Origin of the sequence: Euzebya sp. (assembly GCF_964222135.1) — a bacterium.
Lineage (GTDB): Bacteria > Actinomycetota > Nitriliruptoria > Euzebyales > Euzebyaceae > Euzebya.
This window is the reverse complement of sequence record NZ_CAXQBR010000092.1, coordinates 1-14,715: the sequence shown is the minus strand read 5'-3', so window position 1 is coordinate 14,715 and position 14,715 is coordinate 1. Positions and strand designations below refer to the sequence as shown.

Below are 14,715 nucleotides of genomic sequence, written 5' to 3'. Positions count from 1 at the left end.
TGATCGTCCGTAGGGGCTCGCGCGGCGTCCGTCCGTGGACAACTGCGAGGGTTCTCGGGACTTCGATCGGTCGGTGGTGGGTGGTCCTTAGGCCGTTTCGGCCGGATCTGCGCTGTCGGTCTCGGACTGGGCCGTCTCCTCGGCGGGGACGTCCTCGGCCGCCGGCGCCTCGGCTGCCGGCGGGGGCTGGGCGGCTGCCGGCGCGGCCGGCTGGGGGGCCGCTGACGCCGCGGCGACGGACTGCACCTCGCCCATCCCGAGCTCGCGGCCGTCGGCCAGGATCAGCAGCGGGCCGGTGACGGTGAACCGGACGCTCTTCACCGCGCTGGTGGCCGCGTTGCCGTCGTCACCGGCGTAGGTGACGTCGCGGCCGATCATCCCGGTCGCGGTGCCGAGCCGGTCGTTCATCAGCGAGGCGCTGATCGTCTCGGTCAGCTCGTTCAGCTTCTCGACGGTGGTGAACTGCGCGGTCTGGGCCATGAACTCGCTGCCGTCCATGGGGGACAGCGGGTTCTGGTACTTCAGCTGCGCGACCATCAGCTTCAGGAACATGTCCTGGCCGAAGGGGTCGGGCGGCTCGAGCATGGCGGGGTCGAGCCCCGGCCCCTGCTCCGTCGTGTCGCCCGTCCCGCTGGTGCCGTTCGTGGCGTACGTGGCGGCGTAGCTGGCCGCGTAGGAGGGGGAGGTCCCGATGGCGTCTGGCATGGTTGTGGGTTCCCTTCGTCAGACCCGGAGGTCGACTGAGGTGTCGGTGCGGTGCTCGGTCGTCGTGGTGACCGTCCCGACGGCGACGAGGCGCTCGGACTCGATGGTCCGGGCACCCGACGTGCCGGCGGAGGGGTGCGACCCGCCCTCGGACCGCCCCTCGCCGTCGTGGGAGGTCTGCTGGTGCTGCCAGGCCTCCTGGGACACGTCGAGCGACCCGGCGTCCATGCCGCCCTGTTCGAGGGCGGTGCGGAGGTCGGCGAGCTGGCTGGCCAGCAGCGCGCGGGTGCCGGTCTGCTCGGCGGCCATCTGGACGTGGACCACGCCGGCGCGGACCTCGAGGTCGATGCGCACGCGGCCGAGCTCGGCGGGGTGGAGGTCCAGGCTGGCGGTGTACTCCCCGTCGCCGCGGCGGCGCAGGGCCGCGACGGCGCTGGCCAGCTGGGTCGAGGGCGGCTCGGGAAGGGCCTGCGGAGTGGTGGGCGTCGTGCCGGTGGTGGCGGGTGCCGCCTCGGTCCGGGCCCGCGCGGCGACGGCGTCGACGCGGACCGTCGGTGCGGCCGGCTCTGCCTCCGGGGCGACGTCGGCGACCGGCTGGTCGGCCGTGGTCGGGAGCGCGCTGGCCCCCTCGACCTCGGTCGCTGCGGCCGGTCCGGCGGGTGAGGTCGCGGTCCCGGGGACGGCTGCGCCCTCGACGGGAGTCGCCGCTGCTCGTCCACCGTCCGCCGGCATCGCGACCGGCGCGGGGGTGGGCGCGGCGGGCGCGGGGGTGGCCGATGCGGTCCCGGAGGTCGGGGACCCCTCGGCGGCGGCCTCGGGCTGGCGGCCGAGGAGGCGCAGGTGCACGTGCGCCCACCCCTCGGACGCCGGCCGTGCCGGCTCGACCGGCGCGGTCAGGGCCTCGTCGGTCAGGACCTCGTCGACCTGCACCTCGTCAGTGCTGCCGGCCCCGGCGAGGTCCGCGCCGTCGAGGTCGATGAGCCCGTCGGTGCCCACCGCACCGTCGGCGGGCGCCTCACCCTCCCCCTCCGCGGTGATGGCATCCGGTGCCACGGCTGCGCCGAGGATCAGGGCGAAGAGGGCTGCACCGTCCGCAGGTGCGGCACCGGTGGCGGTGCCGCCGGCCGGCGTGGGGCCGGTGGCCGCGATCGGGGCGCCGGGGGCAGGGGCGACGGTGGTCATGGCATCTCTCCCATGTAGGACAGGACTCTGGTCACGTACGTGCGGGTCTCGTTGAAGGGTGGGATCCCGCCGTAGCGCTGGACGTTGCCGGGGCCCGCGTTGTAGGCGGCCAGCGCCAGCTCGACGGTCCCGAAGCGGCGGAGCTGCTCGGACAGGTACCGCGCGGCGCCGTCGGCAGCCTGCGCGGGGTCCATCGGGTCGACGCCGAGCGACCGCGCGGGCGCCGGCATGATCTGCATCAGGCCCCGGGCACCGGCGGGGGAGACCGCGGACGGGTTGAACCCCGACTCGGCCCGGGCGATCGCGGCCAGCAGCCGCGGGTCGATCCCGTGGCGCTGCGCGGCGGCGCTCAGCTCGGCGGCGTAGGGCACCCCGGCGAGGGTGCTGGCACCCGGCGCTGCGGGGGCGGCCGCCGCGGGTCCGGCGACCGCGGGTCCGGCGACGGTGGTCCCGGCCGGCACGACCCGGCGGATCGCGGTGATCGGCCGCGTGATGTCCTGCACCTTGACGACGTCGCCGGTCCGCGGGGCCACGACCATCTGGCCGTTGCCGGCGTAGATGCCGATGTGGTCCACGGGGTCGCCGAAGGCGACGAGGTCGCCGGGGATGGCCTGGTCGAGGCTCGGTACCGCCTCGCCGACGCGGGCCTGGTCGCGGCTGACGCGGGGCAGCTCGATGCCGGCCTGGCGGTACGCGTGGCGGACCAGGCCCGAGCAGTCGAACCCGCCGGGGGACTCGCCGCCCCAGACGTAGGGGGTGCCGAGCTCGCGGCTGGCGATCGCGACCACCGCCGAGCCGAAGTCGCTGCCCGGCGCGAGGGGATCGGCGGAGGCCGGCCGCTCGTACGCGGTCGCGACGGTCGCGCCGGGGCGGCTGTAGGCCACCGCCGCCGCGCTGCCCGGCCGGGTGAACGGTGCGAGCGTCGCGGTCGCCGATGGGCCGGACGGGGTCGGCATGCCGGGGATGGACGGGGTCGTCACCGGCGTGAACGGCGTCATCGGCGCGACGGGGGGCGTGGTGCTCGGCGACTGCGACGCCATCTGCGTGGCGAGCTGGTCGGCGAAGAGCTCCTCGGGTCCCAGGCGGCCGCCGCGGCCGCCGCCCATGATCCCCTGGATGCCCGCGATGCGGCTCTGGATCGACGCGATGCGCGCGGAGACCGGCGTGGTGACGGTCATCGCGGACCCTCCGCCCCCATCGGGGTGCGACCGGCGCGGGTCGTCGACAGGTCGTCGAGCTCGAGGGTCTCCGCGCGGCGGGACTCCTCGGTCCACTCCTCGCGCTTGCGCGCCTCGAGGCGGCCGAGCGCGTCGACGCGCCGCTGGGCGACGTGCAGCACGCCGGCGGCCTCGGCGGTGACGGCGCTCGCGTCGCGCAGCTCGGTCACCGCCACCTCGACGGCCTGGGCGCGCAGCCCGGCGCGGAACGCCGCGGCGCGCAGGTCCGGTTGGGTGGCGACGTCGCCGTACCCGGCGGCCTGCGCCTCGGCGGCCGTGCGCAGGTCGGCCAGGCGCTCGGTGATCCGGACCTCCTCGGCCCGGGCCTGCACCCAGGTGCCGCGGGCGCGGTCGCGCTCGATCTCGCGCACGCGGGCGACGCGGTCGAGGCGGAAGGCGAAGCGCTTCACCGCTCGCCTCCGGCCATCGGCACGCCGGCATCGGTGCGGCCGTGCCCGAGGATCTGGCGCAGCGTCCGCCAGGCCAGCTCGGGGTGGGTCTGCTCGCCGAGCGGCTGGCGCAGGAACCGGGTGATCGCCCCGTCGAGCTGCAGCGCCCGGTCGACGTCGGGGTTCGACCCGGCGGCGTAGGCACCGATGTCGACCAGGTCGCGGGCGTCGCGCAGCGCGGCCATCAGACGCCGCAGCTCGGTCGCCGCGGCGGCGTTCTCCGGGCTGGTGACGCGGCCGGCGACGCGGCTGGCGGACTCGAGCACGTCGATGGTGGGGAAGTGCCCGGCGGTGGCCAGTCGGCGGGACAGCACGATGTGGCCATCGAGGATCGACCGGGCGGTGTCGCCGACGGGGTCCTGCATGTCGTCGCCCTCGACGAGCACGGTGTAGAGGCCGGTGATCGACCCGGTCTCGCCGCAGCCCGCGCGCTCGAGCAGCTTGGGGAGGAGGGTGAACACGCTGGGCGGGTAGCCGCGGGTCGCGGGCGGCTCGCCAGCGGACAGGCCGACCTCGCGCTGCGCCATCGCGAAGCGGGTGAGGGAGTCCATCATCAGCAGGACGTCGCGGCCCTGGTCGCGGAAGTGCTCGGCGATGCGGGTGGCGACGAACGCGGCGCGCAGGCGCACCAGCGCGGGCTGGTCGGAGGTGGCGACGACGACGACGGAGCGGGCCAGCCCCTCCGGGCCGAGGTCGTGCTCGATGAACTCGGCGACCTCGCGGCCGCGCTCGCCGATCAGCGCGAGGACGGTGACGTCGGCCTCGCTGCCGCGGGCGATCATGCTCAGCAGGGACGACTTGCCGACGCCGGAGCCGGCGAAGATGCCCATGCGCTGGCCCTGGCCGCACGTGATGAGCGTGTCGACGGCGCGGACGCCGAGGCCGAGCGGCGTGTCGACGCGGCGCCGGCGCAGCGGGTGCGGCGGGGTGCCGTCGATGCCGACCTCGACCAGACCGGGCCCGGACGGGTCGTCCGAGCCGCGGACCTCGAGGGGCGGGCCGTCGTCGATCGGGCGGCCGAGGCCGTCGAGCACGCGACCGAGCAGGGCGTCGCCGACGCGGATCGTGGCGGTCGAGCCGGTCGCGGTGACCGGGTCGCCGACGCCGACGCCGGTCAGGTCGCCGAAGGGCATGGAGACCAGACCGCGGTCGCCGACGGCCACGACCTCGAGGGGGAGGCGGCCCTTCGCGGTGTGGACCTCGAGCCCGTCGCCGATGGCGGCGTCGAGCCCCTCCACCTCGAGGTTCAAGCCCACGACCCGCCCGACCCGGCCGCTGACGCGCGGGGCGGCGGCGGCGCGGACCCGGTCGATGACCCGGTCGTAGGGCGAGGCGAGGGTGGTGGTCACCGGAGCACCTCGGCCACCCGCGCGAGGGCGGTGGGGATCTGGGCGTCGATGCGGGTCGCCCCGACACCGATGAGGCAGCCGCCGCTCGCGACCGACGGGTCGCCGATGACGGTGACGCCACGGCCGGGGACGAGGTCGTCGACGCCGTCGAGCGCGGCGACGTCGGCCGGGTTCAGCCGGATGGTGACGTCACCCTCTTCGGGCGCGAGGGCGATCGCGCGGGCGATCGCGTCGCGGCCCGGGTCGGCGGCGCTGGCGATCTCGCGGTCGAGCACAACCTCGGCGATCTGCAGGGCCAGCGCGGCGGTCTGGTCGGCGACGTCGAGCAGGCTGGTGGCCTCGCGACGCTGCAGGTCCGCGACCGCGTCGGTCAAGGCCTGGAGGGCCATCGCGCAGCGGCGGGCGTGGTCGGCGTTCGCGTCGGCGATCTGCTGCTGCGCGGCGGCCCTGCCGGCGGCGTAGCCCTCGGCGTACCCCTCCTCCACCGCGGCGTCCCGCGCCGCGGCGGCCGCACGGGGGTCGTAGTGGCCGACCGGGGGCCGGACGTCGGCCACGACGCGCTGCGGGCTGGCGGTCACGCCGCGGAGGACCCCGACGCGGGGTCCGCTGGACGGCCGCGCCGGTCCGCCGAAGCGGGCGGCCAGCAGCTGCTCAGCTGATGAACTCATCACCGCTCCTGCTCAGGACGATCTGGCCGGCCTCCTCCAGCGAGCGGATGACCCGCACGATGGAGCCCTGGGCGGTCTCGACGTCCTTGAGGCGGACGGGGCCCATGAGGTCGATCTCCTCGATGAGGGCCTCGCCGGCGCGCTGGGACATGTTCTTGGTGATCTTCTCCTTGACGTTGGCCGCCACGCCCTTGAGGGCGACGGCCAGGTCCTTGTTGTCGACCTGGCGGAGGATGAGCTGCACGGACCGGTCGTCGAGGGTGACGATGTCCTCGAAGACGAACATGAGCTGGCGGACCTCGTCGGCGAGCTCCTCGTTGGCGAGCTCGAGGCCCTCGAGGATGAGGCGCTCGGTGCCGCGGTCGGCCCGGTTCAGGATGTCGACGAGCGAGCCGACGCCGCCGGCCTCGGAGAAGTCGCTCTGCTGCAGGACGCTCGAGAGCTTGCGCTCGAGGATCCGCTCGACGCGGTCGATCACGTCCGGTGAGGTCCGGTCCATCATGGCGATGCGCACCGCGACGTCGCGCTGGAGGGACTCCGGCAGCGAGCCGAGCACCATCGCGGCGGCGTCGGGCAGCATGTGCACGAGCACCAGGGCGATGGTCTGGGGGTGCTCCTCGGAGATGAAGCTGAGCACCTGCCGCGGGTCGGTGTTGCGGAGGAACTCGAAGGGCGCCTCGACGATCTGGGCGCTCAGCAGCTCCATGATCTCGTACGCCTTCTGGCTGCCGAGGGACTCTTCGAGCATCGCCCGGGCGTAGTCGAGCCCGCCGACGGCGATGTTGACCTTGGCGGCGACCATCTCCTTGAACTCGGTCAGGACCGACTCGACGACCTCGGTGTCGACCGTGGGCATCCGGGCGATCTCGGCCGCGATCTCGGCGACCTCGGACTCGCGCATGGTCTTGAGGACCTTCGAGGCCCGCTCCTGGCCGAGGGACATCAGCAGGATGGCGACCTTCTGGGTCCCGGTCAGCTTGGTGACGGTTGCGGTGGCCATGGTGCTCAGCGCTCCGCCATCCAGCCGCGCAGGAGCCCGGCCATCTCCTCACCCTGGTCGTCGATCATGGCGGCGACCTCGTCGGTGATGGTGGGGCCCCGCTCGATCTGCGGGAAGTCGAACTCTGGCTCGTCGTCCTCGTCGTCGTCCCCGGCCCCGAGCTGGTCGATGTCGAGGGGGATCGACTGCGGGGCGCGAGCGGCCATGGACTTGCGGGCGCTGCGCCAGGCGAGGAACAGCACGATCAGGACGATCAGGACCGAGGCGACGGACTTGATCAGGTCGTACATGCGCTCCTGCGCGGCGGCGGCCTCCGCGGCGGCGCTGGCCTCGGCGGCGGCCTCGGCCGCGGTCTGGTCGAACGGCAGCGCGGAGACCTGGACCAGGTCGCCCCGGGCGGCGTCGAAGCCGACGGCGGCCTCGACGAGGGCCTGGACGTTCTGGGGGTCCGCGGCGACCTGGGCCTCGGCGTCGAGGAGGACCGCGACGCTCAGGCGGTTGACGCCGCCGGGGGCCTGCAGGATCTCCTCCACCGTGCGGTCGACCGCGAAGCGGGTGGAGCCGTCGGCCAGCTCGTAGGTGGTCTGGTCGCCCTCGCCACCGCCGATGACCTGGCCGTCGGGGCCGAGGACGCCGGTCTGCTCGGCGCCGACGCCCTCGTAGTTCTCCGTCGTGGTGGTGGTCTCGAGCGGGATGCCGCCGGCGGGGCCGTCGTTGCCGAAGCGCTCGTTGGTCTGGGCGATCGAGTCGAAGTTGAGGTCCGCCGTGACGGTGACGACCGCGGCCTCGGGGCCGACGACCTGCTGGAGCATCTGCTCGACGTTGTCGGCCAGCCGGGTCTCGAAGGCGTTGGTCTGGTACTGGCGGGCGTCGCCGATGGCGGCCATCTGCCCCTCCTCACCGGGGGCGGCGAGCATGTTGCCGGCGGTGTCGGTGACGGTGACCTGGCTGGGCTCGAGGCCCTCGACGCTGCCGGCGACCAGGTTGACGATGGACTGGATCTGCATCGGCGTCGGCGGGGTGGTCCCGGCGACGGAGAGGAAGACCGAGGCGGTGGCCTGCTGGTTGTCCTGGGTGAACAGGTCCTCGGTCGGCATGACCAGGTGGACCCGCGCGGACTCGACCAGCTCCATCGAGCCGATCGTGGCGGCGAGCTCACCCTCGATGGCGCGCTGGTACTCCGCGTCCCACAGGGCCTGCGGGGTGGTCACGCCGTTGTCGTCGAGGATCGAGAAGCCGCTGCCGTCGGTCGGCATCAGGCCGGCGCCGGACATGTCCAGGCGCAGCGCAGCCTGCTGGGACCGCTCGACCAGGATCGTGCGGCCGCCGTCGGTCAGCTCGTAGGCGACGCCCTGGGCGTCGAGCTCGTCGGTGATCGCCGCGGCGGCGCTCGCGTCGACGTCGCTGAACAGCGGGGCCATGGAGGGCTGTGACACCCAGCGCATGAAGAACATGCCGGCGACGACCAGCCCGGCGACGGCCAGGATGGTGATGGCCTTCTGCCCGGTGGTGAAGCCGGACAGGAACCCCTCGGCCTTCTCCCTGGCGGAGCCGAGGGCCTGGCGGGGGGAGCGGTCGCTGTCGGTGAGGGTGGACATCGGATCAGACCTGCATGCTCATGATCGACTGGAAGGACTCCAGCGCGCGGTTGCGGACGGCGACGGTCAGCTCGGTCGCGATCTGCGCCTGGGTGGACGCGACCATGTAGTCGGCGACGTCGGTCAGCTGGCCGGTCGCGGCCTGCTGGGCCAGGCCGTCTGCGACCTGCTGGGACTGCTGCACCGAGTCGAGGGCGTCGGTGATCGCGTTCGAGAAGTCGTCGTCGGCGGCGATCGAGGCGCTCGGCTGGCCGCCGGTGGGGGCCGCGGTGGGCCGGGCGATGGGGGAGGGGCCGGCGAACCCGGCGGCGGCGCCGATGGCGTTGATGGCCATGGCCTACTGCCTCCCCAGCTGCAGGGCGGCGCGGTAGGCGTCGCGGGCGCGCTCCACCACGGCGAGGTTCGCCTGGTAGCCGCGCTGGGCCATCATGAGGCTGCTCATCTCGACCCCCATGTCGATGTCCGGCGTGCGGACCATCCCGTTCTCGTCCGCCAGCGGGTGGTCGGGCTGGTAGGCCAGCCGGCCCTCCGGGTCGCCGAACTCCACGCCGGCCACGCGGGCACCGCCGCCCACGCCGTAGGGGCCGCCCCCCTCGACGGCTTGAGCTCGGACGTAGCGGGCCTGATAGGCGGGCTGGTCGGTGGACCGGATCGTGTTCGCGTTCGCGATGTTGTCGCTCGTGGAGTCGAGCCACGTGCGGTAGACGGTCATGCCGCTGTGGGCAGAGGTGATGGCGCCGAACATGGGTGTCAGATCACCGTCCGTTGATCGAGGTGCGGAGCAGGCGGAACTTGGCGTTCAGCGCCTCCAGCACGGTGGAGTAGGCGAGCTCGGTCTCGGTGTTCGAGACGATCTCGTCGTCGAGGTTCACGTTGTTGCCGTTCAGGCGGGTGGCCTCGATGGAGGTCTGCATCTCGGGGCGGACCGCCGCGGTGGCGTCCCGGCCCGCACGGCCACGGCGGACGTCGTCGAGGGCACCGGCGAGGGTGTCCTCGAAGGACACGCGCCCGGCCAGGTAGCCGGGGGTGTCGACGTTCGCGATGTTCTGCGCCTGGACGTTGCGCCGGGTCGACAGGCCACGGAGCGCTGAGTGGAGCGCTGCAGACGTGATGTCGTAGGCCACGGGGGCGTCCTCCGGAGAGTGCGGGAAAAGCAGGAACGTTGCGGGTTCCGCCCAATCCGTGGCGTCTGGCTGCCGGCAGTCCTTGCCGACGTGGGTACCCATCGGCGGACCGGAGGTGGGGTTTAGCTCTTGGTGACGGAAAGACCCCGGAGTGCGACACCGCGCGAAGCGCTTGGTGTCGCGCAACAGCAAAGGGCCGCCGGAGGCGTCCGGCGGCCCGAAGGGCTGTGCTGAGCTCGCTCAGCAGGTTCTAGACGGTGACGTCGAACCGGCTCTGGCCGATGGGTCGGGGGGTGGTGGGTTCCGCGTCGAGCTTGGCCTTTACCGCGGTCTGGGCCTTCCGGATCGCCCGGGTCAGGTCCTGGGTGCGGTCGAGGAGGGCGACGGCTCGCTCGACCTGGTCGGCCGGCATCGGGCCGAGGTCGGCTGGGGGCGCGAAGGGCGCGACGGCGTCGGGCGTGCCGGTCCGCAGCGCGTCGGCGGCGGCGTCGAGGCGCGCCTCGTAGGCGTCGAGCGCCCCGGTCCAGGTCGTGGCGGTCATGCGGATGCCCTAATGGACTGGACGGGGGCGGCCGGTGCCGGTGCGGCGGTGGCCTGCCGCCACGCCTCGGCGAGGGGGATGACCAGGTCCTTGATGGCGGTGATCCGGCCGGCCTTCTTCTCGATGTTGGCCTGGACCAGCTCGTCCTCCACGAACCGGTAGAGCTGCGCGAGGCCCGGCCCGCCGGACCAGGCGGTCTCGTCCAGGCTGGAGCGCAGCTGCAGGACGATTTCCTGGGCGTGGACCAGGTTGTCGTGCACCGTGGCCACGTCACCGGCGGTGGCGGCATCGGCCGCGCGGGTCAGGTCCAGCACCAGCCGGTCGTACAGCATCACCAGCAGCTGGGCCGGGGTGGTGGTGCTGATCGTGTTCGTGACGTACCGGTTGCGTGCGGCGGAGGCGTAGCTCATCAGGAACGGGCCTTGGTCAGTCGTGTGCGGGCAGGGTCAGATCAGGTGGGTGGAGCGCTCGCTCACCGGTTGTTGCCGGGAGCGTTGGCCTGCAAGGCCGGGAGCTGGCTGGAAAGCCAGTTGCCCTGGGCCTGCATGCCGCTGAGCGCCACCTCGAGGGCGGCCCACTGTCGCTCCATCGTGGTGCGCCGCAGCTCCAGGCGGACGTCGAGCCGGTCGATGCTGTCTTGGAGGGTTGTGTTCCGGGACGTCCGGGAGGCGATCGCGCTGTCCAGCAGGCCGGTGTTCCGCTCCACAGCCTGGCCGGCCACCTTCGCGATCCGATCGGCCACTCCGGGGTTGGACGCGTCGCCGGTGCGGAACAGCGCACGGACGTCGTCCGGCCGCTCGGCCAGGGCGGTCGTGAACTTCGCCTCGTCGAACTTGAGGCGGCCGTCGCGGGTCGACTCGATGCCGATGGCGCCGGCGGATCCGAGGGCCGAGCCGCCCACGGCGTACGTGAACGCGGTCAGCAGCTGGGTGCTCAGCGACCGCAGGGTCGGGTCGTTGGCGAGCGGACCGGCCTTGCCATCCGACCCGCTGTCGGTGGACTGCTCCAACGTGTTCAGCGCGGCGTTGATGTTGTCGACGAGGCTCTTGACCTTCTTGACGACGGCGTCGGAGTCCGACTTCGTGGTGACGGTCACGGTCCGCGCAGAGTCCGCCTCGCTGACCGTGAAGCTCATGCCGTCCACGACGTCTGAGAAGGTGTTCGACTCCGAGGTGATCTCGAAGGCCCCACCCCCCACCGAGATCATCGCGTCCTGGCCCGCCTTCATGATCGTCGTCCCGGTGCCGAACGCGACGTCGAAGTCGGAGGCGTTGACGGTGAACGCGCTGGCCGCTCCGGACTCCGTCGAGGTCAGCTGGAGCTTGTAGCCGTTGCCGGTCCCGAGGTTGATCGACTGCGCGCGGACGCCGAGCCCCGTGGTCGCGTTGATGCCGGCGATGACGCTCTTGAGCGTCCCGTCACCGACATCGATGGCGTGGACGGTCCCGCCGCCGTCCGTGATCGACAGGGTCGCGCCCGGCGGGGCGATGACCTGCTGGTCGAGATCGGTGGCGGTGCCGCCGAGCACCACCTGGTGCGCCGACGCCAGCCGCTCGACGGTGAAGGAGAACGACGTGGGGGTCGAGCCGGCCTGCGCAGTGGCGGCCACCGAGCTGTGGCTGGACGTCGCCGCGACCGGGTCGAACACGTGCTCGCCGTCGACCAGCTCCTTCGCCTTCGCGAGGATCCCGTCGAACACCGTGCGGAACCCGCTGAGGGAGGTGATGGCGGCCTTGTTGAGGCTGATCTGGTTCTCGAGCCGGGTGATCGGCTGGCGCTCGAGCGCCATCAGCTGGTCGATCATCCCGGTGGTGTCGAGACCTGAGGCCAGGCCATCGATGCCGAACATTGGCATGTGGGTCTCCTACGGGGTTTGCGTGGCTACGCGTTGCGGAGCTCGCGCATCACATCGGCGACCATGTCCAGGACCTGAGCCGCCGGCATCTGCAGGACCTGCTCGCCGGTGTGGACGTCGATCACGCGGTGCACGTAGCTGCGGCTGGCCGCGTGCCAGTCGACCTGCACCTGTCGTTGCCGCTCTCGCGCTGCGCGCGAGCTGTCGTCAGCGGTCGACGACGTGCTCGCGTCGGTGCCCGACCGCGCCGGACCGGTCGAGATGACGGCCGAGACCGGTGGGGTGGTCGCGTACGGACGCATGCGCAGGACACTCGAGGACGAGTGGCTGCCGACGCCTGCGATGGCCTCCATGCCCAGCTCCCAGGCCGTCGCGCTAGGTGAGCAGCGCAGCGACGCGCTGCGGGTCGACGACGTGCGACTGCTTGGCCGCACCCGGCTGGCTGTTGATCTGCGCGGAGAGGTTCTCCACCAGCGTGGCGGCGGTGGCGGCGTTGACCGCGCTCGCCGAGGCGGCGCGGTTCTGCGCGGCGATCTCCTCGATGGCGCGCTGGCGCTGGGTGGCGTCGGAGACGTCCAGGCGCGCGGCGTCGGGGCTGCCCTGCGGGGCGCGCTCGGTCGCGTGGTCGCGTTCGACGCCGGTGGACGGCGCCGGGAGGTCGCGGGCAGCGCTCGGGGACAGCTGCGGGGCAGAGATCGAGAGGCTCATCGTGGGGCTCATCCGTTGAGGTCGATGGACGACGGCGTCGTGCCGTCGCGAGACCTATCGGCAGCACCCCCAGGTCAGTTGAGGGGTTGAGCCCGAGAAGACGAGAGGGCGGGGGACCAGATGGTCCCCCGCCCACGTCGTCTAGTGGTGATGAGGGGTTACCGCAGCAGGGACAGGACGCCCTGGGGCACCTGGTTCGCCTGAGCCAGCATCGCGGTCCCGGCCTGGGACAGGATCTGGTTCCGGGTGAACTCCATCATCTCGCTGGCCATGTCGGTGTCACGGATTCGCGACTCCGACGCGGTCAGGTTCTCCGCGGTGACGGCCAGGTTGCGGATGGTGTGGTCGAACCGGTTCTGCACCGCACCGAGGTCGGCGCGAGTGGTCGACACGGTCTTGATGGCAGCGTCGATCTTGACCAGTGCGTCATCGGAGCCGGTTGCCTGAGTGAACTTCACCTGGACCGCTGCGACCTCTTCAGCGCTGGCACCTGTTGCGTGCGTGTCCGCACCAGTGAAGGTGATGCCGTCTGCGGTAGCTCCGGCGACGACCTTGTTCGTTCCGAACGTGGCGTCGAGGGCCTCCTGCACCTTGGTCAGCCGGGCACCAGCAGTGGAGCCAGCCTCGTACTTGACCGTGGAGAGGTCGACGCTCTTCCCACCGTATGAGATGGTACCGGACAACTTGTCAAACGTCTCTGACAGGGTGAAGTTGTTGGCTGGGGTGGCCCCAGCTCCAACTGTTGCGATGCTGACCTGGGCGGCCGTCGCCGCCTGGGTGGTGCTGCCTGTCATGCCCGCGGTCTCCGCGGTCACATCCACGCCGTCAACCTTGAGCCCAGCCGCGCTCATCGCGGTATCGACCTCGACGGAGATGGTCTCGCCGACGTTTGCACCGACCTGGAACTTGCCGTCGTAGCCGCCGTCCAGCAGCTTGGTGCCGTTGAACGTGGTGGTGTCGGCGATGCGGGTCAGCTCGTCCTTCAGCTGGGACAGCTCGGACTGGATGTTGCCCTTCGCGTCGTCGTTCAGGCCACCGGAGTTGGAGGCCTGGACGGTCAGGTCACGCATCCGCTGCAGGATGGCGTGGGTCTCGGTCAGCGCGCCTTCAGCGGTCTGCACGACGGAGATGCCGTCCTGGGTGTTGCGGATGGCCATCTTGAGGCCACCGACCTGGGAGCGGAGGCCCTCGGAGATGGCCAGGCCCGCGGCGTCGTCGGCAGCGCGGTTGATGCGGAACCCGGAGGACAGCTTCTCGAGGCTCTTGGCCTGGCGGGCCTCGGTGTTCGAGAGGTTGTTGCGCGAGTTCAGCGCCATGATGTTCTGGTTGATACGCATGTCCCACTCATTCCTTTGATCTGTGGGGGTGGTGTGCAGGACCTTCCTTGGCCTGCGTGCCGGGGTTCCCGGCGACGAGCAATGGATCGGCGCGAGTCGAGCACACCTGAGCGTTTGATCCAGAAACTCTCGGTGACCGCCAGACGGGCGACCGCGCCGCAGACGTCCGCCGCGTCTGCGCGGATGACGCTGTCGGAGGGGGTGCGGCAGTCGCTGCGGGAGGCGCGGTCTGCCCCGTCGGGGTCCTTGTCCGACGCCGAGCTGCAGGAGGTGTTCGGCGAAGCTGCCAGGTATCGCTTCCCCGCCCCGGACCCCGAGCAGATGAACGAGGAGATCGCACGCGGGTACCTCGAGACGTGATCCTCATCGACTCGAACATCCCCATGTACCTCGTGGGCACCGACGACGAACGTCACCTCGCCGCCCATCACGCGGTGACCGCAGCCCGCGACACAGGCATGGCGCTGGTCACCGACGCGGAGTTGTACCAGGAGGTCCTGCACCGGTACACCGCGATCGACCGGCCCGAGGCGATCGCCCCTGCATCCGGGTGCTCGACCGCCTGACCACCCGTGTCGGCGCGCGATGCGCTGCACGTCGCGGTCGCGCGCCTCCACGGCATCGGGCACATCTTGTCCTTCGACCACGGCTTCGATGCCGTCGAGGGTCTGGAGCGCATGGCCTGACTCGTCCGGAGAGCTGCGTAGTGCGGGCTCGGATGTGGCGACGCCCCCTGCGGCACAGTGCGGGGGGCGTCGTGGTGCGGCCTGGGTGGCCGCGGGGCTGTGGGGTCTAGGCGGTGGCGGCGAGGCGGTCGGCCAACGGTGTGGGGGTGGCGGTGAGGCGGTCGGTGGTGGTGGAGTTGGTGGCGACGGCGGCGTAGTAGGCGGCCTTCTTCTTGGCGAGCCGGCCGGCCGGTCGGGGTTCGGCGGGGAGCATGTCGGGGTCGAGGTTGGCGGTGATCCCGGCGTGGAGCAGGGCG

20 protein-coding genes and 1 pseudogene are annotated in these 14,715 nt (G+C 72.3%); 3 read left to right on the top strand and 18 right to left on the bottom strand.

The features are described 5' to 3' along the window. Positions 1-87: 87 nt before the first annotated feature. The 17 genes from ACEQ2X_RS20045 to ACEQ2X_RS19965 all read right to left on the bottom strand — a co-directional run bounded on the left by ACEQ2X_RS20045 (position 88) and on the right by ACEQ2X_RS19965 (position 13,733). The gene (locus tag ACEQ2X_RS20045; protein ID WP_370327642.1) at positions 88-705 is read right to left on the bottom strand and encodes a flagellar hook assembly protein FlgD; all 618 of its coding nucleotides are present in this window, start codon (positions 703-705) and stop codon (positions 88-90) included. Positions 706-723: 18 nt separating this feature from the next. Further along, positions 724-1,887, bottom strand: a complete 1,164-nt coding sequence (locus ACEQ2X_RS20040) for a flagellar hook-length control protein FliK (RefSeq protein WP_370327641.1) — start codon at positions 1,885-1,887, stop codon at positions 724-726. After that, positions 1,884-3,065: a transglycosylase SLT domain-containing protein gene (locus ACEQ2X_RS20035; protein WP_370327640.1), complete on the bottom strand. Its 1,182-nt coding sequence runs from the start codon at positions 3,063-3,065 to the stop codon at positions 1,884-1,886. Before ACEQ2X_RS20035 ends, ACEQ2X_RS20040 begins: the two co-directional genes overlap by 4 nt. Further along, complete coding sequence (locus ACEQ2X_RS20030) at positions 3,062-3,514, bottom strand: hypothetical protein (RefSeq protein ID WP_370327639.1); 453 nt, start codon at positions 3,512-3,514, stop codon at positions 3,062-3,064. The genes ACEQ2X_RS20035 and ACEQ2X_RS20030 overlap by 4 nt, the downstream gene beginning before the upstream one ends. Beyond that, a complete protein-coding gene (locus tag ACEQ2X_RS20025; protein ID WP_370327638.1) occupies positions 3,511-4,902 on the bottom strand; it encodes a FliI/YscN family ATPase in 1,392 nt (463 codons plus the stop codon). Before ACEQ2X_RS20025 ends, ACEQ2X_RS20030 begins: the two co-directional genes overlap by 4 nt. Then, a complete protein-coding gene (locus tag ACEQ2X_RS20020) occupies positions 4,899-5,570 on the bottom strand; it encodes a FliH/SctL family protein (RefSeq protein ID WP_370327637.1) in 672 nt (223 codons plus the stop codon). The genes ACEQ2X_RS20025 and ACEQ2X_RS20020 overlap by 4 nt, the downstream gene beginning before the upstream one ends. Further along, positions 5,554-6,570, bottom strand: coding sequence for a flagellar motor switch protein FliG (gene fliG / locus ACEQ2X_RS20015; protein ID WP_370327636.1), 1,017 nt, complete (start codon positions 6,568-6,570; stop codon positions 5,554-5,556). The genes ACEQ2X_RS20020 and fliG overlap by 17 nt, the downstream gene beginning before the upstream one ends. 5 nt (positions 6,571-6,575) lie before the next feature. Next, on the bottom strand, positions 6,576-8,168 hold the full coding sequence (gene fliF / locus ACEQ2X_RS20010) for a flagellar basal-body MS-ring/collar protein FliF (RefSeq protein ID WP_370327635.1): 1,593 nt from the start codon (positions 8,166-8,168) through the stop codon (positions 6,576-6,578). Positions 8,169-8,172: 4 nt separating this feature from the next. After that, positions 8,173-8,502 carry a flagellar hook-basal body complex protein FliE gene (gene fliE / locus ACEQ2X_RS20005; protein ID WP_370327634.1) on the bottom strand — a complete coding sequence of 110 codons (330 nt, stop codon included), beginning with the start codon at positions 8,500-8,502 and terminating at the stop codon, positions 8,173-8,175. A gap of 3 nt (positions 8,503-8,505) precedes the next feature. Further along, positions 8,506-8,913: a flagellar basal body rod protein FlgC gene (locus ACEQ2X_RS20000; protein ID WP_370327633.1), complete on the bottom strand. Its 408-nt coding sequence runs from the start codon at positions 8,911-8,913 to the stop codon at positions 8,506-8,508. Between the two features lie 10 nt (positions 8,914-8,923). Then, the gene (flgB, locus tag ACEQ2X_RS19995) at positions 8,924-9,292 is read right to left on the bottom strand and encodes a flagellar basal body rod protein FlgB (protein ID WP_370327632.1); all 369 of its coding nucleotides are present in this window, start codon (positions 9,290-9,292) and stop codon (positions 8,924-8,926) included. Between the two features lie 250 nt (positions 9,293-9,542). Continuing rightward, complete coding sequence (locus ACEQ2X_RS19990; protein ID WP_370327631.1) at positions 9,543-9,833, bottom strand: hypothetical protein; 291 nt, start codon at positions 9,831-9,833, stop codon at positions 9,543-9,545. Next, positions 9,830-10,243: a flagellar export chaperone FliS gene (fliS, locus tag ACEQ2X_RS19985; protein WP_370327630.1), complete on the bottom strand. Its 414-nt coding sequence runs from the start codon at positions 10,241-10,243 to the stop codon at positions 9,830-9,832. The genes ACEQ2X_RS19990 and fliS overlap by 4 nt, the downstream gene beginning before the upstream one ends. 62 nt (positions 10,244-10,305) lie before the next feature. Next, the gene (fliD, locus tag ACEQ2X_RS19980; RefSeq protein ID WP_370327629.1) at positions 10,306-11,688 is read right to left on the bottom strand and encodes a flagellar filament capping protein FliD; all 1,383 of its coding nucleotides are present in this window, start codon (positions 11,686-11,688) and stop codon (positions 10,306-10,308) included. Between the two features lie 26 nt (positions 11,689-11,714). Then, positions 11,715-12,041 carry a hypothetical protein gene (locus tag ACEQ2X_RS19975; protein WP_370327628.1) on the bottom strand — a complete coding sequence of 109 codons (327 nt, stop codon included), beginning with the start codon at positions 12,039-12,041 and terminating at the stop codon, positions 11,715-11,717. Positions 12,042-12,063: 22 nt separating this feature from the next. Beyond that, the gene (locus ACEQ2X_RS19970; protein ID WP_370327627.1) at positions 12,064-12,396 is read right to left on the bottom strand and encodes a hypothetical protein; all 333 of its coding nucleotides are present in this window, start codon (positions 12,394-12,396) and stop codon (positions 12,064-12,066) included. Positions 12,397-12,554: 158 nt separating this feature from the next. After that, complete coding sequence (locus ACEQ2X_RS19965) at positions 12,555-13,733, bottom strand: flagellin (protein WP_370327626.1); 1,179 nt, start codon at positions 13,731-13,733, stop codon at positions 12,555-12,557. A 132-nt stretch (positions 13,734-13,865) separates the two neighbouring features. Here ACEQ2X_RS19965 and ACEQ2X_RS19960 point away from each other — a divergent pair, with 132 nt between their 5' ends. Genes ACEQ2X_RS19960 through ACEQ2X_RS19950 form a run of 3 tightly spaced genes read left to right on the top strand, consistent with a single transcriptional unit; the run spans position 13,866 to position 14,419 of the window. After that, entirely contained in the window at positions 13,866-14,093 is a 228-nt protein-coding gene (locus ACEQ2X_RS19960; protein ID WP_370327625.1) for a hypothetical protein, read from the top strand. Continuing rightward, positions 14,090-14,299: a hypothetical protein gene (locus tag ACEQ2X_RS19955; RefSeq protein WP_370327624.1), complete on the top strand. Its 210-nt coding sequence runs from the start codon at positions 14,090-14,092 to the stop codon at positions 14,297-14,299. The genes ACEQ2X_RS19960 and ACEQ2X_RS19955 overlap by 4 nt, the downstream gene beginning before the upstream one ends. A 6-nt stretch (positions 14,300-14,305) precedes the next feature. Beyond that, a complete protein-coding gene (locus ACEQ2X_RS19950) occupies positions 14,306-14,419 on the top strand; it encodes a PIN domain-containing protein (RefSeq protein ID WP_370327623.1) in 114 nt (37 codons plus the stop codon). Positions 14,420-14,525: 106 nt separating this feature from the next. On the opposite strand, the pseudogene ACEQ2X_RS19945 reads toward ACEQ2X_RS19950, so the two are convergent. Continuing rightward, positions 14,526-14,715 (bottom strand): annotated as a pseudogene (locus ACEQ2X_RS19945) (FliA/WhiG family RNA polymerase sigma factor); the annotation flags it as partial.

Coding starts and splice junctions, on each gene's coding strand:
- ACEQ2X_RS20045 (WP_370327642.1), bottom strand. CDS start 705: ATGCCAGACGCCATCGGGACCTCCCCCTCCTACGCGGCCAGCTACGCC.
- ACEQ2X_RS20040 (WP_370327641.1), bottom strand. CDS start 1,887: ATGACCACCGTCGCCCCTGCCCCCGGCGCCCCGATCGCGGCCACCGGC.
- ACEQ2X_RS20035 (WP_370327640.1), bottom strand. CDS start 3,065: ATGACCGTCACCACGCCGGTCTCCGCGCGCATCGCGTCGATCCAGAGC.
- ACEQ2X_RS20020 (WP_370327637.1), bottom strand. CDS start 5,570: ATGAGTTCATCAGCTGAGCAGCTGCTGGCCGCCCGCTTCGGCGGACCG.
- fliG (WP_370327636.1), bottom strand. CDS start 6,570: ATGGCCACCGCAACCGTCACCAAGCTGACCGGGACCCAGAAGGTCGCC.
- fliF (WP_370327635.1), bottom strand. CDS start 8,168: ATGTCCACCCTCACCGACAGCGACCGCTCCCCCCGCCAGGCCCTCGGC.
- fliE (WP_370327634.1), bottom strand. CDS start 8,502: ATGGCCATCAACGCCATCGGCGCCGCCGCCGGGTTCGCCGGCCCCTCC.
- ACEQ2X_RS20000 (WP_370327633.1), bottom strand. CDS start 8,913: ATGTTCGGCGCCATCACCTCTGCCCACAGCGGCATGACCGTCTACCGC.
- ACEQ2X_RS19990 (WP_370327631.1), bottom strand. CDS start 9,833: ATGACCGCCACGACCTGGACCGGGGCGCTCGACGCCTACGAGGCGCGC.
- fliS (WP_370327630.1), bottom strand. CDS start 10,243: ATGAGCTACGCCTCCGCCGCACGCAACCGGTACGTCACGAACACGATC.
- fliD (WP_370327629.1), bottom strand. CDS start 11,688: ATGCCAATGTTCGGCATCGATGGCCTGGCCTCAGGTCTCGACACCACC.
- ACEQ2X_RS19975 (WP_370327628.1), bottom strand. CDS start 12,041: ATGGAGGCCATCGCAGGCGTCGGCAGCCACTCGTCCTCGAGTGTCCTG.
- ACEQ2X_RS19970 (WP_370327627.1), bottom strand. CDS start 12,396: ATGAGCCTCTCGATCTCTGCCCCGCAGCTGTCCCCGAGCGCTGCCCGC.
- ACEQ2X_RS19965 (WP_370327626.1), bottom strand. CDS start 13,733: ATGCGTATCAACCAGAACATCATGGCGCTGAACTCGCGCAACAACCTC.